The organism is Azospirillum sp. SYSU D00513, from assembly GCF_017356015.1.
Taxonomy (GTDB): Bacteria; Pseudomonadota; Alphaproteobacteria; order Azospirillales; family Azospirillaceae; genus Azospirillum.
Genome location: NZ_JAFIQV010000044.1, coordinates 1 through 25,636, shown reverse-complemented (window position 1 = coordinate 25,636; position 25,636 = coordinate 1). Strand labels below are relative to the sequence as shown.

Here is a 25,636-nt window from a genome sequence, read left to right as displayed (position 1 = left end):
TCAGGGCGCCGCCCTCGGCAGGCGCAGGGTGAAGCGCACGCCCTCGCCCGGACGGCTGTCCACGCGGATGGTGCCGCCCAGCCGCTGGGCGACCAGGTTGTAGACGATGTGCAGGCCGAGGCCCGTGCTGCCCTGGGAGCGGCGGGTGGTGAAGAAGGGGTCGAAAAGGGTCGGCAGATGCTCCGGCGCGATCCCGGCCCCGTCGTCGGTGTAGACGATCTCCACGCTTTCGGGCCCGGGCTCGGACTCCAGCGCCGTCACGGCGATGGCGATGCGGCCGGTCCGCTCCGGCTCGAAGCCGTGCACCAGCGTGTTCGAGATCAGGTTGGTCAGGATCTGGGCCAGCGCGCCCGGATGGTTGTCGAGCGTCAGGCCCGGCGGGCAATCCACGGTCAGGCTGTGTCCGGGCCGGTGCCACATGGGACGCAGGCTGTGCACGAGATCCTCGAGCCACTCGTCCAGCGTGAATTCGCGGCGCTCGTCGCTGGTCTGGTCGGCGGCGACCTGCTTGAATCCATGGACGAGGTCGGCGGCGCGCCCAATGTTGGCGAGCAGGAGGCCGGTCGAGTCGAGCGTCATCTCCGAATATTCGGCGAATTCGGAGCGCTTGAGCTTGCCCTCCTCCACCAGCCTGGCGATCCGACGCGTCTCGTCCGAGAGGTGCGAGGCCGCGGTCAGGGCGACGCCCAGGGGCGTGTTGATCTCGTGCGCCACGCCGGCGACGAGCGAGCCGAGAGCGGCCATCTTCTCCGACTGGACGAGCTGCTGCTGGGTTTGCTGGAGACGCGCGTGCGCCTCGCTGACCTCGCCGAGCGTGCGGCGCAGCACCTCCGACTGTTCGGACAGGGCGCGGGTGCGGTCGGCGATCTGCGCCTCCAGCCCGCGGTTGAAATCGGCCAGCTCGTCGTAGAGCCGCGCGTTCTCCAGCGAGATGGCGATCTGCGCGGCGAGCAGGCGCGGTGCCTCCAGCCGCTGGTCGACGAAAGCGTCGGTGACGAGGTTGTTTTCCAGATAGAGAAGCCCGACCAGCTCCGCCTTGCGGACCAGCGGCAGGCAAAGCACGGAAAGCGGCCGGCGGGCCGTCATGTAGGGATCCCCGGCGAAGCGGGCGTCCGCGGCCGCCTCGCCCAGCACCACCGGCTCCCGCACGCGGCTGGCGTAGGCGATGACCGACAGCGGGAGGCGCGGGCCGCCGTCCTCCGCAGGCGCGGCCGGGTCGAGCCCCGGCAGGGCGTGGTAGGCGTCGTCGGCCCCGTTGCCTTCCGCCGCGATGCGCAGCCGCCCGTCCGTCCCGGCGGCCGGGGCCTCGGCCAGCAGAAGCAGGCCGCGCTGGGCCCCGGCGACCTCGAGCACGGTGCGCAGCAGCCGCTCCAACAGAGCCTCGCGCTGGATCTCGCCGGAGATCGCCTGCGCCGCCTTCAGCACCGCCTCGGTGTCCAGCGACACGGTGTTGAAACGGCTGGTGGAGGTGGACTTGCGCGTCGGCTGCCGCCCCTCGCCCTGCGGCAGCACGGCCAATTCGGGGAAGCGGCGCTCCATCTCGCCGACCTTGGCCCAGGCCTCCCAGCGGCGGTAGATGTCACGCGCCTGGCTGCGGTGGAAGAGCGCCTGCGCCCCGTAGCCGAGCGAGGCGCAGAAATCGCCGGCCCGCTCGTGGGCGACGGCCTCCTCGTGGATGTAGCCGGCGGCCTCCGCGGCGGCGATGGCGGCGGCGTAGCCGAGTGCGGCCCGTTCCGGCCGGTCGGTGAGGCGCAGGTACTCGGCCTCCAGCAGGAGCAGCCGGTGCCGGTAGTTGGCGGAGCCGAGCGCCGCCGTCTTGCGGAACCAGCGCAGGGTCGGCTTCATCGCCCGCGCGGCGCGGCGGCGCGCCTCCTTCGTCGGGAAGGGGCCGATCGTCTCGACCAGCGCGCGTTCAAACAGGTAGACGCCCTGGATGTAGGAGCCGCGGATCTGCGTCATGTGGCGCGTCATGCGTTCGGCGATGTCGCGCCCCGCCCGGGCGGCCCCGAAGGTGCGGGCGAGCTGAAGCTTCAGCAGATAGAAGCCGGCGAGCACGATGCCGTTGTTGGCGGACACCAGGCCGGCCACCGCCTCGTCCTCGTCCAGGAAGCGCCCGTCGAGACGCCAGGGCTCCGGGCTGCCCTGGCGCAGGTTCTCGACCGCCTGGGCGAAGCCCTTGATCAGCGGCCCGTAGAACAGGAAGCCGATGCGCGTCACCCCGCGCATGACCTCCTGCGCCTCCGTTTCCAGCCGGGAGAGGTTGGCGCCGGTGTGCCATCCGAAACGCAGCCAGGTGACCAGCGCGTAGCCGGCGCCCTCGCTGTCGCCCTCGTGCAGCGCGCCATGGTAGCAATCCAGCATTTCCGGCCGCATCTTGCTCAGCGGTTCGGTCCAATGCCGGCCGAAATAGGTCGCGAAGGCGATGGAACGGTGCAGCCGTTCGTACTTGGTGCCGGCCCGCACCATGCCCATCGCGCGCTGCGCCCACCAGGCGGCGGAGCGGCGGGCGCCGACGACGCCGGCGACGACGATCCAGCCGACGATGCCCGCCAGCACATGGCCGGGCTGGCCGGTCGACAGGAAGGCGCGGACGTTGCGCACCGCGTTGGGCAGCCACAGGTCGCGCCGGGTGGCGTAGGCGGCCATGAGCATGATCGTCAGAAGCTCGGAGACGAGCGCCTGCGTCGCCGCGTCCCGGGCCGGGGGCCGGGGCCAGCGGTGCAGGCGGACCATCTCCCACCAGCCCTGCGCGACCGCCGCGAGGTTCTTCAGCGGACCGCCCTTGCGCACCACCTGGAAGCCCAGCAGGGCCGCGGCTTCCAGCGCCACGTCGGTGGCGGCGGAATTGTTGCCCTGCGCGATGATGCTGCTGACCCGGTAGATCTGGGAGCGCACCGCCTGGACCGGCTGGCGGACCCGCTGGAGGACGATGGCGGCCAGCCGGTCCACCTCGGCGTGGTCGCTACCCATGCTGGCCGCCTGGACCGCCATCTCGTGCAGCTCCAGCGTCAGCTCGTAGTCGCTCCCCCAGCCCTCCTCCCCGACGAGCGCGATGGCCGCCTCGGCGTGGTCCTTCGCCGGCTCGAAGGCGGCGGAAGCGGCGGCCCGCTTGGCCGCCTCCAGGTTCAGGCGCGCGACCGCGAGTCGCTCCGCCTCGTCCTGGATCAGGGCGCGGCCCTGGTTGATCTGCGCCAGCAGGTCGAACAGCCGCTCGGAACGCTCGGGCGCGTCGGTCCCCTTCAGCATCAGCCGGCCGATGGACAGGTGGACGGCCGCGCGCTCGGCTTCCGGGATCAGCACATAGGCGGCCTGCTGCACGCGGTCGTGCAGGAAGCGGTAGCCGGCGGTCAGCGGCGGATCGGACGGACCGCCCCATTCCGCGCCTGCTTGCCTGTCCGTGCTCCGTTCCACGCCGGGTGCGGCGCTCTCCCCGACGTAACGGTAGGCCGCGTCCACCGGAAGGACCAGCTCCTCCCGGAGCGCCGGCCACAGCGCCGATGCCAGGGCCGCCGGCGGCTCCCCGGCGGCCAGCGCCAGCGTCACGAGGTCGAAGCGGTTGCCGACGCAGGCGGCCCGGCTCAGCGCGCTCTGCGTCTCGGCGGGCAGCCGCTGCAGCTTGCTGACCATCAGCTCGACCACGTTCGCCGTGCTGGCGTGGCCGGCGACCGCCTCCTGGTCCCAGCGCCAGCGCCCCTCGCGCGCGTCGAAGGCGATCAGCCCGTCGTCGTGCAGGGACAGCAGGAACTGCGCCAGGAAGAAGGGATTGCCTTCGGTCTTTGCCCGGCAGGCATCGGCGAGCGGGGCCGTCTCCGCCTGGGGACGGCGCAGCGTCTCCGCGACGAGGCCGCGGACGGCCTCCTCCTCCAGCGGCCCGACGGTCAGCGTCTCGACCCGCGTGCCGGCCTCGACCGCCAGCTCCACCGTCTTGTGCAGGGGATGGCCGGCGGGCACCTCGCCGTCGCGGTAGGCGCCGATCACCAGCAGGTGCTTCAGCCCGAGATCACCGACCAGCTTGCCGAGCAGATCGAGCGAGGGCCGGTCGGCCCATTGCAGATCGTCCAGGAACAGGACCAGCGGCCGGTCCGCCGTGGCCAGCGCCATCACGAGGTTCTGGAAGGTGATCTGGAAGCGGAACTCCGCCTCCGCCGGGCCGAGCTTGGCTACCGGCGGCTGCGGGCCGATCACCAGTTCGAAGGCGGGGATCAGCTCGGTGATGACGGCGCCGTTCGGTCCGACCGCCGCCCGCAGCGCGGCGCGCCGCTCCGCGAGGCCGGCTTCCTGCTCGGCCAGGACACGGCGGGCGAGCTGGTCGAAGGCCTGGATCAGTGCTGCGTAGGAGATGCTGCGCTTGTACTGGTCGAACTTGCCTTCCACGAACTGGCCGCGCCGGGCCGCCATCGGCTTGTGCACCTCGTGCACCAGGGCCGACTTGCCGATGCCGGCGGAGCCCGCGACCAGCAGCAGCTCGGCCGGACCGGAGCAGATCCGGTCGTAGGCGGCGAGAAGCCGCGACACCTCGGTCTCGCGGCCGTAGAGCCGCTCGGGAATGCGGAAGCGTTCGCTGCGGTCCTGGCGGCCCAGGACGAAGGTGTCTGGGTCGAGGCCCAGCAGGGCGGCGGCCCCGTCCCCTTCCAGACGCTCCAGGCAGGCGTCCAGGTCGGCCTTCAGGCCGTGGGCGCTCTGGTAGCGCGCCTCCGGATCCTTGGCGAGCAGCTTCAGGACGATGGCCGAGACGACGGGCGGCACGGACGGGTCGATGCGGTGCGGAGGCACCGGCGCGCGGGCGATGTGGCCGTGCACGACGGACAGCGTGTCGGCGCCCTCGAACGGCACGCGGCCGGTCAGCATCTCGTACAGGGTGGCGCCCAGCGCGTAGAGGTCGGCCCGCCAGTCCACGCAGCGGTTCATGCGGCCAGTCTGCTCGGGCGCCATGTAGGACAGCGTGCCCTCCAGGATCTGGCCGCCCGGCGAGGTCGCCTCGCGCGCCAGCTCAGCCGCGATGCCGAAATCGATCAGCTCGACCCCGCCGGTGCGCGGGTTCATGATGATGTTGGCGGGGTTGATGTCCTTGTGGATGATGTCGCGGCCATGCACCGCCCCCAGCGCCGAGGCGACGGCCGAGGCGATGCGCAACGCCTCGGCCAGCGCCGGCTTGCCGGCCCGCAGCATGCGGTCGAGGCTCTCGCCGCCGCGGTCCAGCATCACCAGGGTGAGGCCGTCGCGCCCCTCCTCCAGGTCGAGCGAGGTGACGATCCCCGGACCGGCAAGGCTGCGGGCCAGCGCGTATTCACGGCGGAAGCGCGGCACGTCCGTGGAATTCAACCGGGGCCGCTCCAGCCGCTTGAGCACCACCGGCGCGCCGTCCTCCGCGCGCGTGCCACGGTAGACGCTGACCAGCGCCCCGTGATGCACCTTCTCGCCGATGCTGTATTTGGCGGCGGCCAGCACCGTCATGGCCGCCGCCCCGCGCCGAGGGGCGTCTGGACGGTCTTGGTATTGGCGGTCATGGAGGCCCTGCCGTCCGGCGAACTTGAGAGGCCTTCTTCATAGCACCGATGCGCCGGAACGGGAATCCGCTTCAAAGCGGTCTTTTCCCGTCCGCCACGGGTCCCGGAACCCGCTCGAAGTTCCTGGAAGCCGTTCCTGATCCACTGGCTGCTGACCACGCGGCTGAAGGACGGCGACATCCTGTTCTACTGTGACAGCGGCGCCCATTTCGTCCACCGTGCCGACCCGGTGATCGAGCTGTACCGCGAGCGCCGCGACCTGCCGGTGCTGCTGTTCACGCTGGAGGACGCGCACCGCAACCGTGTCTGGACCAAGCGCGACTGCTTCCATTACATGGGGCTGGACCATCCCGACTACACCGACGCGCCGCAGATCCTGGCGAGCTTCGTCGTCTGCGAACGCGGCGAGGCCAGCATCGCCTTTGTCGCGGAATGGCTGCGTCACGACAAGGACCCGCGCATCCTGACTGACCGGCCCAACCCGGCTGTTTGACAGGTTCCAACCCCGCACGGTACTTTTCCTCCCCTGCCGGACCAGGGCCGGCGCCCTGACGTGAAGGACCGGCCGATGAGCGGCGGCGACACCGACCAGACCAGCCACCGCCTGCACATCGTGGTGCCCTACCGCGACCGGGAGGCGCATCTGCGCCTGTTCCTGCCGCGCGTCACCGCCTATTTCGCCGCCCTGCCCCGGCCCATCGACTATCGCGTGACGGTGGTGGAGCAGGAAGCCGGCCTGCCCTTCAACCGGGGGGCGCTGAAGAATGTGGGCTTCCTGCTGGGCGAGGGGTGGAGCGGCTACAGCTGCCTGCACGACGTCGATTACCTGCCGCTCGAGGCGGATTATTCCCGGGTCGAGGTTCCGACCCCCATCCTGGGCCATGGCGTGGAGAAGCGCCCGGTGGCGCCCGGCCGCTCCGACCGCACGGTGACGACCGACGTGGAGCAGACCATGGGCGGGGTGCTGCTGATGCCGAACCAGGTGTTCCGGCAGATCGACGGCTATTCCAACCAGTATTGGGGCTGGGGCTACGAGGATTTCGATTTCTCGCTGCGCATCCGCGCCCGCAACCTGCCCACCGGCCGCAGGATGGGCCGGTTCGAGCCGCTGGACCATGACAACGACGGCTTCACGCTGGAGGCGACCCCCTCCGCGATCTCGCTGGTCAACCGCCGCGTCTTCCGGGAGCTGTGGTCGAACGGCAAGCTGCCGGCGGGCGACGGGCTGTCGAGCCTGTCCTTCGACGTGCTGGACCGCCGCCTCTGCGATGATGGCACCCCCGCCGGCCGGGGCCGCTGGGAGCATGTCGTGGTCCGCCTGAACCACGCCCCGCGCCCCGATCAGCTGGCGGCCGGCGCCGGCTGACGCTTTGGAGCCGGGCCGGGCGGCGGCGTTCAGCCGGCGGGCTCCGCCTTCGGCACGCCCTCGTACCAGGCGGCATAGGGCGTGTTCGCGGCCATATGGCGGTTCAGGTCGGGGGCACCATCCGTCCACCACACCGGCCCCCGTTCGCCGAGCGCGACCTTGGCCGCCTGCACGGCGGCGCGGGCCTCCTTCATCAGGGCGGGGTCCTGCGTGCGCTTCGCCCGCGCGACGGCGCGCCGCGCCTCCATGAGGCTTTTCACCATGCGGGCGCGCTCCTCCGGGGCGAGGTTCGGGTTGGAGGTCCGCCAGAGCCGTCCCCGGACGACGAGGTAGCGCCCGTCCGGCGTCACGAGCGGGGCCGTCTTGCCGGCGGGCGTCATGGCTCCTCTCCCTGCATAACCGCCCCCGCCGAGCGCTGCCATGCCGGTTCGGACAGCCGTTCGGCGAGGAAGTCGGCAAGTGCCGCGACCTTGGCCGGGCGGGCGCGGGCCGACGGGGTAACGAAGTAGAGGCCGCCCCTGGGCAGGCTCCAGTCCGTCAGGACGGCGGTGAGCCGGCCCTCGGCCAGATGCTCCGCGGCCATGAAGTCCGGCAGTTCGGCGATGGCCATCCCGGCGAGGACCATCGGCAGCAGGGCGTCGGCGTTCGTCACGCGGAGCGGTCCGGCGGGCGTCACCTCCTCCTCCTCGCCCGCGCCGTCGGTGAAGCGCCAGACGTCCCGGCGCGCCCGGTAGGCGTAGCCCAGGCAATGGTGGGCGGCAAGGTCGCGGGGGTGCCGGGGCCGGCCATGCTCGGCCAGATAGGCGGGGGAGGCGACGATCAGCGGCGCCACCGGGCAGAGCCGCCGCGCCACCAGCGAGCTGTCGGGCAGCACCGCGATCCGCAGGGCGGCGTCGAAGCCGTCGCCCACCAGATCGACCAGGGCGTCGCTGAGATGCAGGTCGATGGAGACCTCCGGGTAGAGCCGGAAGAAGTCCGGCAGGATGGGCGCCACCCGGCGCAGGCCAAAGGACATCGGCACGGCGAGGCGGATCAGCCCGCGCGGGCGGCTGGACAGCTCCCGCGCGGCGCTTTCCGCCGCCTCGGCCTCCTCCAGGATCCGCGCCGCGCGCTCGGCCAGCGTATGGCCGAAGCCGGTCAGGGCGAGGCGGCGGGAGGTGCGGTTGAAGAGCCGGGCGCCCAGCCGCTCCTCCAGCCTGCCGACGGCGCGCGACACGGTCGCCACCGACACGCCCAGGGCGCGCGCCGCCCCGGCGAAGGAGCGTTCCTCCGCCACCGTGGCGAACATCGCCAGACCCTCGAAATCCGGGAGCTTCGACATCGACAATCCTGCAACGATGGTTTCCATCCATTTCTATTTCGGCATGACGTAGCCGTCGATAGCTTCGTGAACAGCAAACAACCCGACCACGCAGACAAACCCGATCACGGAGATTTCGAATGTCACGCAAGCTCGAAGGCAAGATCGCCATCGTCACCGGCGCCACCAGCGGCATCGGCCTCGCCGCCGCCAAGCGCTTCGCCGCCGAAGGCGCCCAGGTCTATCTCACCGGCCGCCGTCAGGCCGAGCTGGACGCCGCCGTCACGGCCATCACATCGGCCGGCGGCAAGGCGACGGGCGTGCGGGCCGACTCTTCCAGCCTCGCCGATCTCGACCGGCTCTACGCGCAAGTTCAGGCGGAGGCTGGGCGCATCGACGTGCTCTACGCCAACGCCGGCGGCGGCGGCATGGTCCCGCTGGGCGACATCACGGAGGAACAGTACTCGGACACCTTCGACCGGAACGTGAAGGGCGTCCTGTTCACGGTGCAGAAGGCCCTGCCGCTGCTGAGCGAGGGCGCCTCGGTGATCCTCGCCGGCTCCACCGCCGCCGTCATGGGCACGCCGGCCTTCAGCGTCTATGCGGCCAGCAAGGCGGCGGTGCGCAGCTTCGCCCGCAACTGGATCCTGGACCTGAAGGGGCGCGGCATCCGCGTCAACACGCTGAGCCCCGGCCCGGTCCGCACGCCGGGCCTGGTCGATCTGGCCGGCCCGGACGCCGCCCAGCAGCAGGGGCTCGTCGATTACCTGGCGAGCCAGGTACCGCTGGGCCGCGTCGCCGACCCGGACGAGATCGCCACGGTGGCCGTGTTTCTGGCGTCGTCCGACAGCAGCTTCGTCAACGGTGTCGAACTGTTCGCCGATGGCGGAATGGCGCAGGTCTGAGGCCCAACCGGTTCCTAACCTCGCGCGGCCTTGAGGAGGGTCGGGCCGGGGCCGCCGCGTCCCGATCCGGCACCCGTCGCCTGGAGAGCCCTGGCGAGGCTGCGCTCGATGTCCGCCCGGTCGAAGGGTTCCTCGCTGGCGCGCAGCCCGGCGGCGGCGATCATGCGGGCGTGGCGCGCGAGCGCCTCGCGCTGCTCGTCCAGCCGCGTGTGCTCGGCGATGCGGGCGATCGCTTCCAGCATGTGGATGACCACGGCGGGCATGCCGGAGCCGGCCTGGCGGATCTGGTTGAAGGCGCTGTCGATGATGCCGGTGTAGGTCGATGCCTCGGTGATGACGCGGACAGTGCCGTCCCTGCCGCGCAGCAGTTCCGACGGCAGGCAGCGGCCCATCGCCCGTGACAGCGCGGTCCGGAGCCGGTCGATGGCGGCGGTCGCCGTGAAGGGATCGTTGATGCCCGGCGACAACGCCCGCACCGCCACCTCGACCAGTTGCCGGATGGCGAACTCGATGTCCTGCGTCGGCGTCCGCTCCTCGCCGACCACCACGAAACCGGCGACCTCCCCGGACAGCCGGCCATCCTTCGCCACCGCCTCCGCGGCCTGGGGCGGATGGATCGCGATGCGCCGGTCGCCCAGGGCGACGAAGTCGCCGGGGCGGAAATCCATTCTGATGACGGCGCCCTGCCGTTCGGCCCAGCCGACCAGCCCATCATAGTCGATGGCCTGGACGTAGCCGTCCCAGGGCAAGGCGAGCTGGGCGGCCTCGGCGTGGACGTCGCGGGATGGGCCGGGATCCTGATGTTCCGGAGCGGGCGCGTCCTTGAGTTCTGGAAGCTCCTCGACCGCCTCGTCCAGGTCGTGGCCGACCCGTTTCACAAGCTCGTCCGCGACGATGGAGCGCGACACGCCCTGGATGAAGGCCAGAAGCGCCAGCACGCACAGAAGCGACAGGCCCGTGCCGACCGTGACCGCCGCATGTGGCACCTCGTGGATGTCGGCGGCCCCGCGGACATCGCGCAGCACGATCAGGCAATAGACGATCGTCATGACGAAGGTGCCGAGCGTGGCTTGGTTCCGCAGATCGGCGCGGAAGGCGCGCACCAGCCGGGAGCCGTATTGGTTTGCGGCCAGCGTCAATGCTACGACCGTGACGGAGAAGACGATGCTGGCCATGGCGATGACCGAGGTCAGCAGCGTGGAGAGGAGGTTCCGGACATCCTCGCCGTCGCCCTTGTTCATCCACCAGCTCCGGACGGCATCCTCCTCGCCGTGCCCCGCATCCACCCCGAGCATCGCGAAGCCGAGAGCGCCCCCGACGAAGGTCATCAGAGCCGGCAGGAACCACAGGCTCGTGCGGACGGAGTCCCAGACGGTGATCAGCCGGTTCAGCATTCCGGTGCGGGCGGGCGCGGTTTCACGGAGGTCATGGCGTGAGAACGCCGCTGGCCGAAGCGCGGTTCCTTCCTACCGCGAAGGGAAGAGGGGCTTGAGGCCCGAGTGAATTCAACAGCCTTGAAACATCAGATCCTCGCCAAATCGCCGATCCATTTCGCTCCAAAGGGTTATGTCTTTTTATTGGGCTATCTGGACCTGGTTTCATTGGCCGAGCGTTCGGTGTCGAACAGACGGCGGCTCTCGCGGCCCGCATGATGGGGCACAACCAAGACGAAAACCGGTATGGAGGATCGCATGGCCGACCGCGCCCCAAGCCTCGTCGCACAGGCCCGCAAGGTCGACGACCTCGCGCGGCGCATGTGCGCCGGGAGCCAGCGCCTGCAAACCTTCCAGGCCACGCCCGAACCCTCCCGGCACGGCCTCATGGCGGCGACGCGGGCGCGGCTGCGCACGCTCGACCTGCGTGAGCTTCGCGAGACCTATGGGGAGACGCTGGCCGCCATCCGGGCGGCCAAGGGACCGGAAGAACTGGCCGTTCTGCAGCTCGCCCGGACCCTGATCCGGCAGGAGATCCGCCATCGCGGCGCCAGCCCTCACGAGCTGCTGTTCCTCTCCAGCCCGGAGACCGGTGCCGACGGGATCCGGGAGGAGCGGGGCGGATTTCTCTGAACCGGACCTCGCCGACGCGGTGCGCCAACGTCAACGTCCCTTCCCACCGCCGCTGTCGGATCGATGGCCCGCCCGCCGCCGTACGGCGGGCGGGTTTGTCTCAACCGAACAGATAATCGGTTTGCGCTGGTGAGGCGGAATTCAAAAGCGTGACCTGGAAGTCATGCGCACGGTCGTGGTTCAAATCGACCCTGATCAACGTGTTCGCGCCTTCTGCAATGGTTTGGACATCGCCGAAGTCGATGCCGTAGGCACTGAAATCGATCTTGTCGGCACCTGAGACGAAATCGAGAATGCTGTCGCTGCCGGGGTCGCCGCTGAACACGAAAACGTCGCTCCCGCCGCCGCCGATGAGCGAATCCTTACCCTCACGACCGTTCAGATGGTCGTTGCCGGCGCCACCAACCAGGAAGTCATTGCCGAGCCCGCCGACCAGCATGTCGTCTCCCATGCCGGCGTTGATGTAATAAGCGTTTTCTTCACCGCTCTTATTGAACTTATCGTCGTCTTTGGTCCCCAGTTCCACGGCGTCGAACCGATCCCCTCGCTGCACGCCGCTGACCAGATCGCGCACATCGTAGGTCACGCCCGGTGTCGCGCTTGCAAAGCTGATCCCTTCATCATCGAAGCGGCTTACCGGGCCTGTGAGATTGCCTGCACCGTCCTCGGCCTGCAGCCGGACCGCGAGCCCCCCGTCCTGGTTCGGCATCGTGCCGCCATCATGGGCGCTGTCATTGCCGACTTCGCTGCTTGTGAAGGTCAGGCGGATTTGCTGGGCAGACACCGGAGCCACCACGTTGACGGTGTCGGCGTCCTTGCCAAGATCGACGGTGTCGCTACCGTCAGTAGCGACGTTGACGTTCACGACGTCCTTCCCCCTCTGGCCGAGGATGGTGTCGTCACCCCCGCCGCCGATGAAGGAGTCGTTTCCATTTTTGCCATTCAAGTGATCGCTGCCGGCACCTCCAACCAGGAAGTCATCATTGCGTCCGCCGGTCACGACGTCGTTACCCATGCCGGCGTTGATGTAATAGGATTCCTTTGCACCACTCTCGTCGATCGTGTCGTTGTTTCTGGTGCCGAGTTCGACGGTGTCGAACCGGTCTCCCCGCTCGACGCCGCTGACCAGATCACGCACGTCGAAGGTGAATTTACCTTTGCTTTCGAAGGTGATGCCTTCGTCGTCGAACCGGCTCACCGGCCCGGCCAGCGCGCCTGAATTGTCTTCAGCTTGGGCGCGGACCGCAAGACCACCGTCCTGATTGAGCATCGTGTTGCTGTCGCGAGCGTTGCCGTTGCCGACTTCGCTGCTGGTGAAGGTCAGCCGCACCTGTGGGTCGGCGCGGTCCGCGCGAATGGAAACCGTGTCATCCCCATCACCATAATCTCGCGCGATGGCTTGGTCCTGGGACAGGTCGACACGGTGAAAATCATCTTTCCCATGATTGTGCTCGTCTTTTCCATGATGGTGCTCGTCTTTACGATTGCGTGTCATTTCCCATTCCTCGCTCTGACGTGATTGCCCCAAGCCCATCAAAAGCTTCCGATGGTGTGCGCTGAAGGGGCCGGCGTTTCGAGTACACGAGGAGCGATCCGCTGGATGCACGCCCGGAGACGATGTTTCTTGTTCGACCCGTTTGCTCCCAATGAGTCTTTTTGGTGGTCAAATAAGAGTGATCCGGGCCAATTTTATATGGTTTCAACCTATAGGCATTTGCCGCCACGGGTCAGATGGCTTGAACCCTTCAGGGCGACTTTTCCAGAACCTATTCCCAAGCAGCAGATCTGTGAGTTCGGTCGCTCAAACCCCAAGGGCGAGGCAAGGCCGGGAGCGACGATCCCGCTTCTCGCAGCCTTGGCGCGTTTGCGCGAAACAAGCGTTCTCAAAAACTTTCTCCCGAGATCGCAAGCACAGGACGGTATGCGAAAGGCATTAATGTTTTTCTGGATGTTTATATATCCATCCTTATTAGGGATTAGATTTTCATACACAGCATGAGAGCTGTCTTGATAACGGCAGGTCCGGCGGAGATTCCGGACGGATTCTAGATCCAGTCCATGGAATTCTTCGACGCCGGCTTACTCTTAGCTCCTCTGTCTTTAGGGAGGATGAGTAATGTCGCAAATGCACGAAAACGCTGGCCTCCATGGGTCCGATGAGTTCCGCACTGGGAACGCCCACGTCGAAGCAGGGCAGGATCAGGTCGAGGCTGACGACCAGGCCAATCGCGATGCCCTGTCGTCAAAGATCGAAGGCATGTCTGACGGTGGTCGGCTATACGGCACTGAATTCGTCGCTCTGAACAACTCCGGAGTGAGCGGAAGCGCGCTTGTGGTGCAGGACGGAAACAGCATCACGGTGTCCATCAAGGCGGAAGGCCTCGAGGCCGGCCAGATGCACGCGCAGCACATCCACGGCATCCGTGGCGTGGAGAAGGGCATGACCGCCACCCCCACGATCCGCCAGGACGTGGACGGCGACGGCTTCGTCGAGTTGGCGGAAGGGCTGGCGACCTATGGCCCCGTTCTCCTGAACCTGGCGACCGACCCGGACGCGGCGGCCGAGCTGCCCATCGGCGGAATGGCCCATGGCGGCATCGCCTTTCCCACGGCCGGTGAGGACGGCAAGCTGAACTATCTGGAGACCTTCACCTTCGACACAGAGGGTGAAGCCAATGCCGCCGCCGCGATGCTCTTCGACGAGCTGACGCCGCTCAACATCCGTGAAATCGTCCTGCATGGCCAGACCCTGGACGAGGGACAGGGGCAGGCCGGCGGGCCGGCGCCCGACGAGGCCGATGGCACGGCGGGCTACAAGGCCCTGCTTCCGGTCGCCTCGGGCGAGCTGACCGACATCGAAACCAATGCGGAGCTGATGCGGTTCGGCAGCCACTTCAACGCCGATGAGCATTTCACGCCGGGAATAGCGCTGCTTGAAGACGCTCGCTCGGAAGATGCGCCCTCCACGAGCGGCGAGGCCGATCACGCCTCCCAGAACGTCCTCGGGGAGATCCTCGAAGGCATGTCCGAGAGCGCCGAGGTTTACGGCACGAAATTCACGGCCCTGAACAACTCCGGAGTGAGCGGAAGCGCGCTTGTGGTGCAGGACGGAAACAGCATCACGGTGTCCATCAAGGCGGAAGGCCTCGAGGCCGGCCAGATGCACGCGCAGCACATCCACGGCATCCGTGGCGTGGAGAAGGGCATGACCGCCACCCCCACGATCCGCCAGGACGTGGACGGCGACGGCTTCGTCGAGTTGGCGGAAGGGCTGGCGACCTACGGCCCCGTTCTCCTGAACCTGGCGACCGATCCGGACGCGGCGGCCGAGCTGCCCATCGGCGGAATGGCCCATGGCGGCATCGCCTTTCCCACGGCCGGTGAGGATGGCAAGCTGCACTATCTGGAGACCTTCACCTTCGACACAGAAGGCGAAGCCAACGCCGCCGCCGCGATGCTCTTCGACGAGCTGACGCCGCTCAACATCCGTGAAATCGTCCTGCATGGCCAGACCTTGGACGAGGGACAGGGGCAGGCCGGCAGTCCGGCACCCGACGAGGCCGATGGCACGGCGGGCTACAAGGCCCTGCTTCCGGTCGCCTCGGGTGAGCTGACCGACATCGAAACCAATGCGGACCTCCTGGCATTCAGCAGCCATTTTCACAACCACGGCGAATCCATCTTCATCGCCTAGGAAAGATCCCATCCGTTCAGGTCCATTCCAAAGCGGGGTCGCGCAGCATTCGCTGCGCGGCTCCTGCCGGAGCCAGCCAGATGCCATCTTCCGAAGTGGGGGCCGCTGTTCTTGATCGCCTCTCGAAAGTCTCCATACGTCATTCACAACTCCAATCGACAGGTCAGCAATGGTGAAAGACGCACATCAGGCGCTTCGGCTCTGCACCCGGCCATCCTTGTGTGTCGGCCTGTTCAGCTTCTTCATCAATGTCCTGATGCTGACGGTGCCGCTCTACTCCCTGCAGATCTTCGATCGGGTGCTGGGCGGGCGGAGCGAGGAAACGCTCGTGATGCTGACCATCGTCGCGGTTGGCGCGCTGGCGGTCCACGCGGCGTTGGAGGTCGTGCGGTCGCGCATCCTGGTCCATATCGGCAATTGGCTCGACCGCACGCTCGGCCCTTCCATCCTGAGCCAGGCAATAGAGGGAAGCGCGACCGGCCGCGGCCGCACGGGCATCCAGGGCCTGCGCGACCTGCAGTCCTTGCGCGGCTTCCTGACCGGCCCGACGATCTTCACGGTCTTCGACGCCCCCTGGGTGCCGGTCTACATGGGCGTCGTGTATCTGGTGCACCCGCTGATGGGCATGACGGCGCTGGTCGGCGCCGTGCCGCTGTTCATGGTCGGCCTCCTCAACGACTGGGCGACCCGCGCGCCCATACAGATGGCCAACAAGGTGGCGACACGGCAGCTGCAGAGTGCTGAATCCGGCGCGCGCAACGCCGAGGTCATCGACGCCATGGGCATGCTGCCGCAGATCGTGAACCGCTGGCGCCAGGAGGGCGAGCAGGTCATCGCCCTGCAGGCGACGGCCAGCCACCGCGCGGGCCTGATCGGCGGCGCCACCAAGTTCCTGCGCAGCGCCATCCAGATCGCCCTGATGGCGGTCGGCGCCTGGCTTGCCCTGAACCAGGAGGTGACGCCGGGTGCCATGATCGCCGGCTCGATCATCATGGGCCGGGCTCTGGCGCCGGTCGAGCAGCTCATCGGCTCCTGGCGCGCCCTGGCCGGCGCCCGCCAGAGCTACGCGCAGCTGAACGAGCTGCTGCGCGCCAAGCCGCTGATGCGCGGCACGACCCGGTATCCGGCGCCCGCCGGCATGCTCTCGGTGGAGAACCTGTCCTTCGTGCCGCCGGGGTCGAGCAAGCCGGTCCTGAACGGCGTGAGCTTCCGGCTGCTGCCCGGCGAGAGCCTGGGCGTCGTCGGCCCGTCCGGCGCCGGAAAATCCGTTCTGGCCCGCCTGCTGACCGGCGTCTGGCCGGCCACCGCAGGCAAGGTGCGGCTCGACGGGGTGGACGTGTTCAGCTGGGACCGCGCCGACTTCGGCCGCCATGTCGGCTATCTGCCGCAGGACGTCGAACTCTTCGCCGGCACCATCAAGGAGAACATTGCGCGGCTGGACGACGCCGAGGACGCCGCCGAGGACGCCGACGTGATCGCCGCCGCCCAGGCCGCCAACGCGCATGATCTGATCCTGCGCCTGCCGAAGGGCTACGACACCGACATCGGGGAGGCGGGGGCGCTGCTGTCGGGCGGCCAGCGGCAGCGCGTGGCGCTCGCCCGCGCGCTGTACGGCAACCCACGCTTCATCGTGCTCGACGAGCCGAACTCCAATCTCGACAGCGAGGGCGAGGCGGCGCTCACCGAGGCGCTCACCGCCGCGAAGGAGCGGGGCGCCACGATCATCGTCATCGCCCATCGCATGAACGTGCTGACCTCCGTCGACAAGATCCTCCTCGTGAAGCAGGGCCGCATCGAGCTGTTTGGCCCCCGGGCCGAGGTGCTGGCCCGTCTTCAGCCGCGTCCCGTGCCTGTCGCCACCCAGATGCAACCCCGCCTGGCCGCCGTTCCGGCCAACCCCACCGTCGTGTAAGAGTGCTCCATGGCAACCAACCAGATCGCCCTCGCCCCCTCCGCCAGACCTGTTGACGTGCCAAGCCCCATGGGGGCGGCGCGCGGCAGCGTCCTGGCAGGGCTCGCCATCGTCGCCATCGGCTTCGGCGGTTTCGGCAGCTGGGCCGCCGTCGCGCCGATCGCCAGCGCCGCCATCGCTCCCGGCTCCATCGTCGTCGACAGCAACCGTCAGACGGTGCAGCACCTGGAGGGTGGCATCATCAGCGAGATCCTGGTGAGCGACGGCGTCCGCGTGCGGGCGGGCGACGTGCTCGTCCGGCTCGACAAGACACGCATCCGCGCCAACGTCGAACAGCTGCGCGGGCAATATTTCGCGTTGCGCGGCGAGGAAGCCCGGCTGGAGGCCGAACGCGACGCGCTGCCCGTCGTCACCTTCCCGGCCGAGCTGACGAGCCTCATCTCCGACCCGTCGGTCGCCACCATCATCAAGGGCCAGACCAACGTCTTCGAAAGCCGCGCCCGCACCTTGAAGGGGCAGGCGGACGTGCTCCAGCAGCGCCGTCAGCAGATCATCGAGGAATCCAAGGGGCTGGACGTGCAGCAGAAAGCACAGCTCCGGCAGATCAACCTCATCGCCGAGGAAGCGAAATCGGTGAAGGAGCTGGTCGACAAGGGGCTGGAGAAGCGGCCGCGCCTGCTTGCCCTGGAGCGCGCCTCCGCCGGGCTGGAAGGCGAACGCGGCGAACTCCTGTCCAACATCGCCCGCGCCGAGCAGCGCATCGGCGAAATCGACCTTCAGCTGGTCGACTTGGACAACCGCCTGATGTCCGAGGTCGTCCAACGCCTGCGCGAGGTCCAGGCTCAGATCTTCGACGTGGAGCAGAAGCTGCGCGCGACCGAGGACATGATGACCCGCATCGATGTCCGCGCGCCGCGCTCCGGGCAGGTGGTGGATCTGCATTTCCACACGCCGGGCGGTGTGATCCCGGCCGGCGCCCCGATCCTCGACATCGTGCCCGACGACGACAAACTGATCGTGGAGGCAAGGCTGGATCCGCTCGATGTCGAGTCCGTGCATGTCGGCATGCCCGCGGAGATCACGCTGTCAGCCTACAATCGCCGCAAGGTGCCGACCTTGGGTGGCCGAGTGATCCTGGTTTCCGCCGACCGCATCGACGATCCCAAGGTTGACCTACCCTACTACCTGATCCGTGCGGAGGTGGACCGCGGTCAACTGGAGGGCCTGGACGAGGTCAAGCTTCTGCCGGGCATGCCGGCCGAAATGATGATCGAGACCGGTTCCCGCACGGCGCTGCGCTACACCTTCGACCCGCTGATCAACAGCATGAACCGCGCCTTCCGCGAAGAGTGACAAGGAGCGTGCAAGCCGGTTCTCGAGGCAGAGCGACAGGTTTACGTGCGGGAAACACGCAAACCTGTTTCATCGCTTATCCCGGGTTCGGAAAATTCCGACCTCCGAACCCGGTATAGGGCCGCGACTGCGGCCCCGCGCCCCGTGGCGCGGAAGTCCTGACCACAGGTCAGGACTTCATGAAAATCGTATCACGCATCAGCAAAGACCATTGCGATTTCCGCGTTCGAAGCATCCGACCTCTTTTCAAAGCCATGATTCATGGCCCAGATGGCGGCCTGCGTACGATTCAACACCTTGATTTTGCGCAGGAGGTTTTTCAGATGAACCTTTACGGTCGCCTCGGTAATGCCGAGCTGGCTGGCGACTGCCTTATTGGACAGTCCAGATATAAGGCAGCGCAACATCTGTATTTCACGTGGAGACAAGGCCGTCTGCGGGCGGGAATGAACTGGCCGGGGCTGAAGCATCCGTCCGGATATGAAGATATCCGCCAGGTTGGTCGGAAAGACCGTTTCCCCCATCATCACCAGCTGCAGTGATTGTATCAGCGCTTCGGATGAAATGCTCTTGGTGAGATAACCGTGGACGCCCTCCGCCAAGGCGCTGGACAGGCTCCGGATGCAGAGATCGGAGGCCAGGACGACGATGCGGCTTTGTGGAGACAGGGCGCGGAGAGCACGGACATCCTCAGCCATGCTGAGCGGCTCGATCAGGATCAGATCCGGCCGGAGGTCCATTCCACCGATCACCGGGCCGGCCGTGCCCGCATTCGCGGCCTCTCCGACCATCGTGATGTCACAGCCGGAAAGGATCTGTCTCAAGCCCTCGCGGGACAGTTGGTTCGGCTCGATCAAAAATACATTCATGTTGGTCATGGGCCTCATCCTTGGTGATGCGCTGGTTTCCGCTTCTCGAAGCGGCCGGCCTGAGGAGCCAGGCAGTGTGGCTCGATCATTCCGGCCGATCCGAAGGGTCAGGGCATGAGGACGCGGTCCACGACGTGAATGACACCGTTGGACTGGTAGACATCATAGGTCGCAATGTCGGCCATGCCGCCCTTGGCATCCTGGATGATGATGTTGGTGGGTCCATTCATCCTGGCCATGAGCGTGCCGCCGCTGGCCGTCGTCAGCGCAGCCTGTCCGTTGCCCGCCCGGATCTGCTGCTTCAGAGCGGCAGCGTCCAGGCGTCCCGGGACAACATGGTAGGTCAGGATCTTCGTCAGGGCTGCCTTGTTCGCCGGCTTGACCAGGGTGTCCACCGTGCCCCGGGGCAGCTCGTCGAATGCCGCGTTGGTCGGGGCGAAGACGGTGAAGGGACCGGTGCCCTGCAACGTGTCGGCCAGGCCGGCCGCCTTGACCGCGGCGACGAGGGTGGTGTGATCGGCGGAGTTCACGGCGTTGCCGACGATGGTCCTGGTCGGCAGCATCGGCTGCCCGCCGACCAGAACCGCGCTGTCGGTCATCGCCGTGGAGGAGGTCATGCTCCCGGACGAGCTTGCGGGCATCGTGTCCTGCTGAGCGCAGGCCGCCAGCAATGCCGCGGCAACAACCGGCAACAGAACCTTCGTGAAACTCGTCATGGCGCTTCCCCTTTGGTGTGGTGCTAAGCCACGGCATCAGCCGCCGCGTATCCCCCCTACGCCGTGCGATGGGCAAACAGATGCACCCCTTCGACGCTTTTTTTGCCTGCATCCGTTCGAAGCCGCTTGACCGTAGTCCTGTTGCGGAGCGGGACGTTCGCGGACCGGAAAGGATCAAGCCATGGTACGGCGGCAAGCGTGCGGTGTATGGCGCATCCCGTTTCGGCGATCAAAATCAGGGTTGCCAATCGCAAGAGCCCGGCGGACTATGGCCGTCTGCTTTCGTCGAAACGCCTTGCGGGGGCTCGTGACCGTCCACTCAACCGGCTCGACCGACCAGGACTTGGCCGAGTTGATCCGCTTGTGCGCGGCCGGCCAGCAGACGGCGCTTAGGATGCTCTATGAGCATCTGGCGCCCCAGTTGCTGGGCATTGCACTGCGCTTGGTCGGCAGCCGCTCTCTCGCCGAAGAGGCTCTGCAGGACGCCTTTGTGCAGGTCTGGAACCACGCGGGACGGTATGATGCCAGCCTGGGCTCACCCAGGACCTGGATCATCGGCATTGTGCGGTATCGCGCCCTCGACCTGCGCCGCGCCGAAGGAAGGCACGTCCGAGCAACCGATCTGGAGGTGATGGATGCGGAAGCAGCCCACCTGATCGATGGCGTCGCCCCTGGCTTCAGTGAAAGTCGTGCCGCTCTCACCCGCTGTTTGCAGGAGCTGAACGACGGCCCCCGGTCGAGCATTCTGCTGGCCTATGTCGATGGGTGCTCACACACGGAGATCAGCGAGCGGCTCGGCCAGCCGCTCGGAACCGTCAAAAGCTGGGTCCTGCGCGGCCTGGGATCCCTGAAGCGGTGCCTTGAACGATGAGCGACGACCTTGCGGGCTGGGAAGCCATGGCGGCGGAGTATGTGCTGGGCACCCTGCAGGGGGCCGAGCGCGTGCGGTTCGAGGCCGCTCTCGCGAGCGATGGGGAGTTGCGCCGCCTTGTCGCCGACTGGGAGGGGCGCTTGCTCGCGCTCAGCGAACCGATCCAGCCCGTCGAACCCACCTCCGGGGTTTGGAAGGGCATCGCCGCGCGGATCACGCCGGAGCCGGCCCGTGTGACGCTGGCCCAGCGCCTCTGGACCAGCCTGGCGCTGTGGAGGTCCGTGGCGGTGGCGACGGCAATGGCCGCGGCGGTCGTCACCTTCGTGGCGCTGCGCTCGGTTCCGCCATCCGGCCCGGCTTTGGTGGCCGTCCTCCAGGCCCCGGGCGGCCCGGCCTTCGCGGTGCGCGTTCCCGGAAGTGAGCGTGTGCGGGTAACCCCGGTCGGAGATCAGACGCCGCCACCCAACAGGGCCTACGAACTGTGGGTTGTTCCCGGAACAGGAAACCCGACGTCTCTGGGACTGATCGCGGCCAGCGGGCTGACGCAAGTGCCGCTCGCCCGTGTCCCAGCGGAGCTGCTTCGCCCGGGCGTCACCTTGGCAATCAGCGTCGAACCGGAGACGGGGTCGCCAACCGGACTGCCGACCGGGCCGGTGGTCTACACCGGGACCCTGGTCGAGGCGCTCTGACGCACAGGTCCGACCGGGACCGTCCGGAATATTTTTTCCTCCTGCATCTGTTCCCGAGAGCGTCTCCGTAACCCGGACAGCTGTGCACCAGAGCGCAGTCTTTTCCGGGAGGAACACACCATGCGCAACGCTTTTCGCTCCGCCTTCGCGTCAGTCGCCATCGTGAGTCTCGGCTTGGGGCTGGCGGCGACCGCCTCGGCCGCGACCAAGGACAGGGAAAGTCAATCGGCGACGATGATGGACTCCGTCATGGTCGGCGGCCAGCCGATGCTGCCGAGCAAGACGATCGTGAACAATGCGGTGAACTCGGCCGACCACACCACGCTTGTCGCGGCGGTCAAGGCGGCCGGGCTGGTGGACACGCTGCAAGGCACAGGACCCTTCACCGTCTTCGCCCCAACCAATTCCGCCTTCAACGCCCTGCCTGCCGGCACCGTCGACGACCTGGTCAAGCCCGAGAACAAGACGGTTCTGACGAAGATCCTAACCTACCATGTCGTCCCAGGGCGTCTTGATGCGGCTGCTCTGAAGCAGCAGGTCAAGGCCGGAAACGGACAGGCCACGCTGAAGACGGCCAGCGGCGACACGCTCACGGCGCTGATGAACGGACCCAACAACATCATCATTCGCGATGGCAAGGGTGGCACGGCCGACATCACCACCTATGATGTCCACCAGTCGAATGGCGTCATTCATGTCCTCGACAGCGTGCTCATGCCTAAGTGATACCGGGTTCGGAAAATTCCGACCTCCGAACCCGGTATAGGGTCGCGACTGCGGCCCCGCGCCCCCTGGTGCGGAAGTCGTGGCGCGGAAGTCCTGACCACAGGTCAGGACTTCATGAAAATCGTATAAGGGGTTGGGCGCCAGGGGACAGCATGTCCCCTGGTTCACTCTTGGCCGGGGGATTTATCATGGTGAGTCGGCGATCACTGTTGCTTGGTGGCGTTGCCGTCGCGGTGATGTCCGCTCCCTTTCGAGCGGCACACAGCGCCGCTTTTGAAGTTTCCTTGACCGAGGAAGAATGGCGGCGCCTGCTCCCGCCAGAGCGCTATGCGATCCTGCGTCGACACGGCACCGAAGCCGCTGGGTCAAGCCCCCTCAACGGAGAGAAACGCAAAGGCCTGTATCGGTGCGCCGGATGCCGAAAGGCGGCGTTCTCGTCCGAATCCAAGTACGACAGCGGAACGGGATGGCCAAGTTTTACGGAGGCTCTTCCCAATGCTGTTGGAATGTCGGAAGACCGAGCTTTCCTGCTCCTGACCCGGACAGAGATCCATTGCGCGCGGTGCGGAGGTCACTTCGGTCACCTATTCGGCGACGGGCCGCCGCCGACGGGAAAGCGCTATTGCATGAATGGGCTGTCACTGCTCTTTACCGAGACCTGAGACACACAGATGCCGGCACAGGATTTCGATGCGGGCAGCGCTCCGGCAGGCCATGCCATCCGGCGCCATGTCATGAATGTCCAAGGGCATCGAGCTGATTGATGGCTGAGCTGAATACTGGAGGAGGGGCACCGCCGCCCCTCCCCGCCTTTCCGGCCAGGCTTTCCCGCGGCCGCTACGCCTTCACCGCTATTTCTTGACCAGCGGGCAGCCGGATTCCTCCGCCTTGGCGTAGGCCTGGTCGCCGGGGATGGTCGCGAGCTGCTTGTAGTAGTCCCAGGGCTGCTTGCTTTCCGAGGGCGCCTTCACCTCGAACAGGTACATGTCGTGGACCATGCGGCCGTTCGGCAGGACCTTGCCGTTCTCCGCGAAGACGTCCTGGACCGGCATTTCGTGCAGGGCCTTGGCGACGGGTTCGGTGGCGTCGGTGCCGGCCTGCTTGACCGCCTTCAGATATTGCAGGACCGCCGAATAGGTGCCGACATGGATCATGTTCGGCATCTTGTTCGTCCGCTTCATGAAGCGGTCGGCGAAGGCGCGGGTCTTGTCGTTCTGGTCCCAGTACCAGCCTTCCGTCAGCACCAGCCCCTGCGCCGCCTCCAGCCCCAGCCCATGCACCTCGGCCAGCGTGAAGAGGAGGGCCGCCAGCTTCTGCCCGCCCTGGACGATGCCGAACTCCGACGCCTGCTTGATGGCGTTCGAGGTGTCGAGGCCGGCGTTGGCGAGCCCGATGACCTTCGCCTTCGATCCCTGCGCCTGCAGCAGGAAGGAGGAATAGTCGGAGTTGCTGAGCGGGTGGCGGACGGAGCCGACCACCTGGCCGCCCTGCGACTTCACGTAGCGCGAGGTTTCCGCCTCCAGCGAATGGCCGAAGGCGTAGTCGGCGGTCAGGAAGTACCAGGTGCCGCCGCCCTGCTTCACCATGGCGCCGCCCGTGCCGACCGCCAGCGCCCGCGTGTCGTAGGCCCAGTGGAAGCCATAGGGGGAGCATTGCGCGCCGGTCAGCTCGGCGGTCGCCGCACCCGTGACGATGTCGATCTTCTTCTTTTCCTTCGACACGGCCTGCACGGCGAGCGCCACCGAAGAGGTGGTCAGCTCCATGATCGTGTCGACCCTGTCCACGTCGTACCATTGCCGCGCGACGACCGAGGCGATGTCCGCCTTGTTCTGGTGGTCGGCGGTGATGACCTCGACCGGCTTGCCCAGAACCGTTCCGCCGAAATCCTCCACGGCCATCCGTGCGGCCTCGTAGGAGGAGCGCCCGCCGAACTCCGCGTAGACGCCGGACTGGTCGTTCAGGATGCCGATCTTCACGACGCCGTCGGAGACCTCCTGCGCGCCGGCGGTCCCGGAGATCAGGGCAAGCGAGGCCACCCCCGCGAGCATTGCCCGCTTCATCATGTTTCCTCCCCAAATTCTTTTTTGTTCGGCTTTCGCCACGCCCAAGCGTAAGGCCGCGCCCGAGGGTTCCGCAACTTGGAGGAATGGCCGGGTGGACTTCCCCGAAAGGCCGGTGCGGGCAGGCATGCGCCACCGCCGGAGCCGCGGCCGGAACGCCTCAACCCCGGCCTTGTTGTCGGGGTTTCGAGTCAACGAACGGGAAGAGAGCCATGACGTCCAGCAAGGGGCATGACCAGTCCGAGGAGCTTCGCAAGGTCTGGGAGCTGATGAAGAGCTGCGAGTTCGCGATGCTGACGACCGTCCATGAGGACGGCACGCTGCATTCGCGCCCGATGGCGACGCTGCGCAGCCAGGATTTCGAAGGCACGCTCTGGTTCTTCACCAAGCTGCACTCGGCCAAGGTGGCCGAGGTGAACAAGCGGCACGAGGTGAACCTGTCCTACGCGCACCCGTCCAAGCAGAACTACGTCTCGCTGTCCGGCACCGGGGAGATCCTGCGCGACAAGCAGAAGGCGCAGGCGCTGTGGAGCGAACCGCTCCGCACCTGGTTCCCCGACGGGCTGGACGACCCCGAGCTGGCGCTGCTGAAGGTCGAGGTCAAAATCGCCCAGTATTGGGACAGCCCGAGCAGCGTGCTGGTGCACGCCTACGGCTATGTGAAGGCGGCGGTGACCGGCGAGCCGCCCAAGGCCGGCGACGTCGGCACCGTCCGGCTGAGCTGACGCCGGGATTAAACAAGGCAAGGGGCGGTGCCGAAGCACCAGCCCCTTGCATGAAGACGCTCCTTCCCTCCAGCGCCCCATGTGTATAAACTGGTTTATCTATACACACGGAGGGCGGCGTGCGCACCAACATCGAGATCGACGATGCTCTGATTGCTGAAGCGATGGCGACAACTGGACTGAACACCAAGAAGGCCGTCGTCGAGGAAGCGCTTCGCCGCCTGATCCGCCTGAAACAGGAGGAGCGCACTTTGACGCTCTATGGCACCGTCGATTGGGAGGGCGATCTAGAAGAAAGTCGTCAAGGCCGTGGGGACGCCGCGTGATCGTGGTAGACACCACCGTCTGGGTGGATTTCTTCCGTGGTGCGGACACGGCGCAGGTCAGGAAATTAAAGGCGCTCCTAGGGCGCGGCTTGATCCTAGTGGGCGACATCGTGCTGCTGGAGGTCCTGCAAGGCGTGCGCAACGACGCGGAAGCGGGGCGCGTCGAGCAGGCATTGCGGGCTCATGCAGTGGAAGCAATGCTGTCGCCGGAGGTCACGCCGAAGGTCGCCGCCAACTATCGCGCCCTGCGCGCGAAGGGCATAACGGTCCGCAAAACCATCGACATGATCATCGGCACCTTCTGTGTCGAAGGCGGATATGCGCTGTTGCACAACGACCGGGATTTCGAGCCTATGCGCCAGCATCTCGGTCTGCGCGTGCTTTAGCTAAATGTTCTTTCGGCAGGCGCTTGCCGGAAAGCCGAGGCACGGAAAGGCTTCGGAAATCCTCCCATACCTCGTTGATCGGGATAGGGGGCGATCCTGGTGGACCGCACCCCTCCCACACCACCCGGCATGCGGGTCCGCACCGGGCGGTTCGAAGGATTGAGG

22 protein-coding genes are annotated in these 25,636 nt (G+C 67.1%); 14 read left to right on the top strand and 8 right to left on the bottom strand.

The genetic code is table 11. The features are described 5' to 3' along the window. Positions 1-5,454, bottom strand: a complete 5,454-nt coding sequence (locus JUB11_RS25765; RefSeq protein ID WP_207461657.1) for an ATP-binding sensor histidine kinase — start codon at positions 5,452-5,454, stop codon at positions 1-3. A 282-nt stretch (positions 5,455-5,736) separates the two neighbouring features. Here JUB11_RS25765 and JUB11_RS25760 point away from each other — a divergent pair, with 282 nt between their 5' ends. Further along, a complete protein-coding gene (locus JUB11_RS25760) occupies positions 5,737-6,000 on the top strand; it encodes a hypothetical protein (RefSeq protein ID WP_247887324.1) in 264 nt (87 codons plus the stop codon). A gap of 75 nt (positions 6,001-6,075) precedes the next feature. After that, positions 6,076-6,873, top strand: coding sequence for a galactosyltransferase-related protein (locus JUB11_RS25755; protein ID WP_207461656.1), 798 nt, complete (start codon positions 6,076-6,078; stop codon positions 6,871-6,873). Positions 6,874-6,902: 29 nt separating this feature from the next. Here JUB11_RS25755 and JUB11_RS25750 read toward each other — a convergent pair whose 3' ends face one another. Together JUB11_RS25750 and JUB11_RS25745 are read right to left on the bottom strand one after the other, a co-directional pair. Further along, on the bottom strand, positions 6,903-7,253 hold the full coding sequence (locus JUB11_RS25750; RefSeq protein ID WP_207461655.1) for a hypothetical protein: 351 nt from the start codon (positions 7,251-7,253) through the stop codon (positions 6,903-6,905). Next, positions 7,250-8,194 (bottom strand): LysR family transcriptional regulator, encoded by a 945-nt coding sequence (locus JUB11_RS25745; RefSeq protein ID WP_207461654.1) that lies wholly within the window; start codon positions 8,192-8,194, stop codon positions 7,250-7,252. The genes JUB11_RS25750 and JUB11_RS25745 overlap by 4 nt, the downstream gene beginning before the upstream one ends. 119 nt (positions 8,195-8,313) lie before the next feature. On the opposite strand from JUB11_RS25745, the gene JUB11_RS25740 reads away from it, so the two are divergent. Beyond that, positions 8,314-9,078 carry an SDR family oxidoreductase gene (locus JUB11_RS25740; protein ID WP_207461653.1) on the top strand — a complete coding sequence of 255 codons (765 nt, stop codon included), beginning with the start codon at positions 8,314-8,316 and terminating at the stop codon, positions 9,076-9,078. A gap of 14 nt (positions 9,079-9,092) precedes the next feature. Here the strand turns inward: JUB11_RS25740 and JUB11_RS25735 are convergent, their stop codons facing one another. Then, on the bottom strand, positions 9,093-10,472 hold the full coding sequence (locus JUB11_RS25735) for a DUF2254 domain-containing protein (RefSeq protein WP_207461652.1): 1,380 nt from the start codon (positions 10,470-10,472) through the stop codon (positions 9,093-9,095). A gap of 297 nt (positions 10,473-10,769) precedes the next feature. On the opposite strand from JUB11_RS25735, the gene JUB11_RS25730 reads away from it, so the two are divergent. Then, positions 10,770-11,144, top strand: a complete 375-nt coding sequence (locus JUB11_RS25730; RefSeq protein ID WP_207461651.1) for a hypothetical protein — start codon at positions 10,770-10,772, stop codon at positions 11,142-11,144. A gap of 100 nt (positions 11,145-11,244) precedes the next feature. Here JUB11_RS25730 and JUB11_RS33300 read toward each other — a convergent pair whose 3' ends face one another. Beyond that, positions 11,245-12,639 carry a calcium-binding protein gene (locus JUB11_RS33300; protein WP_207461650.1) on the bottom strand — a complete coding sequence of 465 codons (1,395 nt, stop codon included), beginning with the start codon at positions 12,637-12,639 and terminating at the stop codon, positions 11,245-11,247. 762 nt (positions 12,640-13,401) lie between these two features. Here JUB11_RS33300 and JUB11_RS25720 point away from each other — a divergent pair. From JUB11_RS25720 to JUB11_RS25710, 3 genes are all read left to right on the top strand, one after another. Then, positions 13,402-14,838 (top strand): hypothetical protein, encoded by a 1,437-nt coding sequence (locus tag JUB11_RS25720; protein WP_207461649.1) that lies wholly within the window; start codon positions 13,402-13,404, stop codon positions 14,836-14,838. A 169-nt stretch (positions 14,839-15,007) separates the two neighbouring features. Beyond that, the gene (locus tag JUB11_RS25715) at positions 15,008-16,750 is read left to right on the top strand and encodes a type I secretion system permease/ATPase (protein ID WP_207461648.1); all 1,743 of its coding nucleotides are present in this window, start codon (positions 15,008-15,010) and stop codon (positions 16,748-16,750) included. A gap of 9 nt (positions 16,751-16,759) precedes the next feature. Then, on the top strand, positions 16,760-18,103 hold the full coding sequence (locus JUB11_RS25710; RefSeq protein ID WP_207461647.1) for an HlyD family type I secretion periplasmic adaptor subunit: 1,344 nt from the start codon (positions 16,760-16,762) through the stop codon (positions 18,101-18,103). Between the two features lie 191 nt (positions 18,104-18,294). On the opposite strand, the gene JUB11_RS25705 is transcribed toward JUB11_RS25710, so the two are convergent. Together JUB11_RS25705 and JUB11_RS25700 are read right to left on the bottom strand one after the other, a co-directional pair. Further along, complete coding sequence (locus JUB11_RS25705; RefSeq protein WP_207461646.1) at positions 18,295-18,981, bottom strand: response regulator transcription factor; 687 nt, start codon at positions 18,979-18,981, stop codon at positions 18,295-18,297. A gap of 98 nt (positions 18,982-19,079) precedes the next feature. Beyond that, complete coding sequence (locus JUB11_RS25700) at positions 19,080-19,688, bottom strand: fasciclin domain-containing protein (protein ID WP_247887323.1); 609 nt, start codon at positions 19,686-19,688, stop codon at positions 19,080-19,082. 343 nt (positions 19,689-20,031) lie between these two features. Between JUB11_RS25700 and JUB11_RS25695 the strand changes: the two genes are divergently transcribed. The 4 genes from JUB11_RS25695 to msrB all read left to right on the top strand — a co-directional run bounded on the left by JUB11_RS25695 (position 20,032) and on the right by msrB (position 22,636). Next, positions 20,032-20,559 carry a sigma-70 family RNA polymerase sigma factor gene (locus tag JUB11_RS25695; RefSeq protein WP_207461645.1) on the top strand — a complete coding sequence of 176 codons (528 nt, stop codon included), beginning with the start codon at positions 20,032-20,034 and terminating at the stop codon, positions 20,557-20,559. Then, entirely contained in the window at positions 20,556-21,248 is a 693-nt protein-coding gene (locus JUB11_RS25690; RefSeq protein ID WP_207461644.1) for an anti-sigma factor, read from the top strand. Before JUB11_RS25695 ends, JUB11_RS25690 begins: the two co-directional genes overlap by 4 nt. A 120-nt stretch (positions 21,249-21,368) precedes the next feature. Further along, complete coding sequence (locus tag JUB11_RS25685; RefSeq protein WP_207461643.1) at positions 21,369-21,974, top strand: fasciclin domain-containing protein; 606 nt, start codon at positions 21,369-21,371, stop codon at positions 21,972-21,974. Positions 21,975-22,126: 152 nt separating this feature from the next. Further along, positions 22,127-22,636, top strand: coding sequence for a peptide-methionine (R)-S-oxide reductase MsrB (gene msrB, locus JUB11_RS25680; protein ID WP_348771506.1), 510 nt, complete (start codon positions 22,127-22,129; stop codon positions 22,634-22,636). 189 nt (positions 22,637-22,825) lie between these two features. On the opposite strand, the gene JUB11_RS25675 is transcribed toward msrB, so the two are convergent. Then, positions 22,826-24,034: an ABC transporter substrate-binding protein gene (locus tag JUB11_RS25675; RefSeq protein WP_211112619.1), complete on the bottom strand. Its 1,209-nt coding sequence runs from the start codon at positions 24,032-24,034 to the stop codon at positions 22,826-22,828. A 212-nt stretch (positions 24,035-24,246) separates the two neighbouring features. Here JUB11_RS25675 and JUB11_RS25670 point away from each other — a divergent pair, with 212 nt between their 5' ends. The 3 genes from JUB11_RS25670 (at position 24,247) to JUB11_RS25660 (ending at position 25,471) form a co-directional block, all read left to right on the top strand. After that, positions 24,247-24,759: a pyridoxamine 5'-phosphate oxidase family protein gene (locus JUB11_RS25670; protein ID WP_207461641.1), complete on the top strand. Its 513-nt coding sequence runs from the start codon at positions 24,247-24,249 to the stop codon at positions 24,757-24,759. Between the two features lie 119 nt (positions 24,760-24,878). Further along, positions 24,879-25,085 carry a type II toxin-antitoxin system VapB family antitoxin gene (locus JUB11_RS25665; protein WP_207461640.1) on the top strand — a complete coding sequence of 69 codons (207 nt, stop codon included), beginning with the start codon at positions 24,879-24,881 and terminating at the stop codon, positions 25,083-25,085. Beyond that, positions 25,082-25,471, top strand: coding sequence for a PIN domain nuclease (locus tag JUB11_RS25660; RefSeq protein WP_207461639.1), 390 nt, complete (start codon positions 25,082-25,084; stop codon positions 25,469-25,471). The genes JUB11_RS25665 and JUB11_RS25660 overlap by 4 nt, the downstream gene beginning before the upstream one ends. The last annotated feature ends 165 nt before the right edge of the window (positions 25,472-25,636 follow it).

Bases quoted from the DNA above. Each gene is read 5' to 3' on its own strand.
- JUB11_RS25765 (WP_207461657.1), bottom strand. From the start codon at position 5,454: ATGACGGTGCTGGCCGCCGCCAAATACAGCATCGGCGAGAAGGTGCAT.
- JUB11_RS25755 (WP_207461656.1), top strand. From the start codon at position 6,076: ATGAGCGGCGGCGACACCGACCAGACCAGCCACCGCCTGCACATCGTG.
- JUB11_RS25750 (WP_207461655.1), bottom strand. From the start codon at position 7,253: ATGACGCCCGCCGGCAAGACGGCCCCGCTCGTGACGCCGGACGGGCGC.
- JUB11_RS25745 (WP_207461654.1), bottom strand. From the start codon at position 8,194: ATGTCGAAGCTCCCGGATTTCGAGGGTCTGGCGATGTTCGCCACGGTG.
- JUB11_RS25740 (WP_207461653.1), top strand. From the start codon at position 8,314: ATGTCACGCAAGCTCGAAGGCAAGATCGCCATCGTCACCGGCGCCACC.
- JUB11_RS25735 (WP_207461652.1), bottom strand. From the start codon at position 10,472: ATGCTGAACCGGCTGATCACCGTCTGGGACTCCGTCCGCACGAGCCTG.
- JUB11_RS25730 (WP_207461651.1), top strand. From the start codon at position 10,770: ATGGCCGACCGCGCCCCAAGCCTCGTCGCACAGGCCCGCAAGGTCGAC.
- JUB11_RS33300 (WP_207461650.1), bottom strand. From the start codon at position 12,639: ATGACACGCAATCGTAAAGACGAGCACCATCATGGAAAAGACGAGCAC.
- JUB11_RS25720 (WP_207461649.1), top strand. From the start codon at position 13,402: ATGTCTGACGGTGGTCGGCTATACGGCACTGAATTCGTCGCTCTGAAC.
- JUB11_RS25715 (WP_207461648.1), top strand. From the start codon at position 15,008: ATGGTGAAAGACGCACATCAGGCGCTTCGGCTCTGCACCCGGCCATCC.
- JUB11_RS25710 (WP_207461647.1), top strand. From the start codon at position 16,760: ATGGCAACCAACCAGATCGCCCTCGCCCCCTCCGCCAGACCTGTTGAC.
- JUB11_RS25705 (WP_207461646.1), bottom strand. From the start codon at position 18,981: ATGACCAACATGAATGTATTTTTGATCGAGCCGAACCAACTGTCCCGC.
- JUB11_RS25700 (WP_247887323.1), bottom strand. From the start codon at position 19,688: ATGACGAGTTTCACGAAGGTTCTGTTGCCGGTTGTTGCCGCGGCATTG.
- JUB11_RS25690 (WP_207461644.1), top strand. From the start codon at position 20,556: ATGAGCGACGACCTTGCGGGCTGGGAAGCCATGGCGGCGGAGTATGTG.
- JUB11_RS25685 (WP_207461643.1), top strand. From the start codon at position 21,369: ATGCGCAACGCTTTTCGCTCCGCCTTCGCGTCAGTCGCCATCGTGAGT.
- msrB (WP_348771506.1), top strand. From the start codon at position 22,127: ATGTCCCCTGGTTCACTCTTGGCCGGGGGATTTATCATGGTGAGTCGG.
- JUB11_RS25675 (WP_211112619.1), bottom strand. From the start codon at position 24,034: ATGAAGCGGGCAATGCTCGCGGGGGTGGCCTCGCTTGCCCTGATCTCC.
- JUB11_RS25670 (WP_207461641.1), top strand. From the start codon at position 24,247: ATGACGTCCAGCAAGGGGCATGACCAGTCCGAGGAGCTTCGCAAGGTC.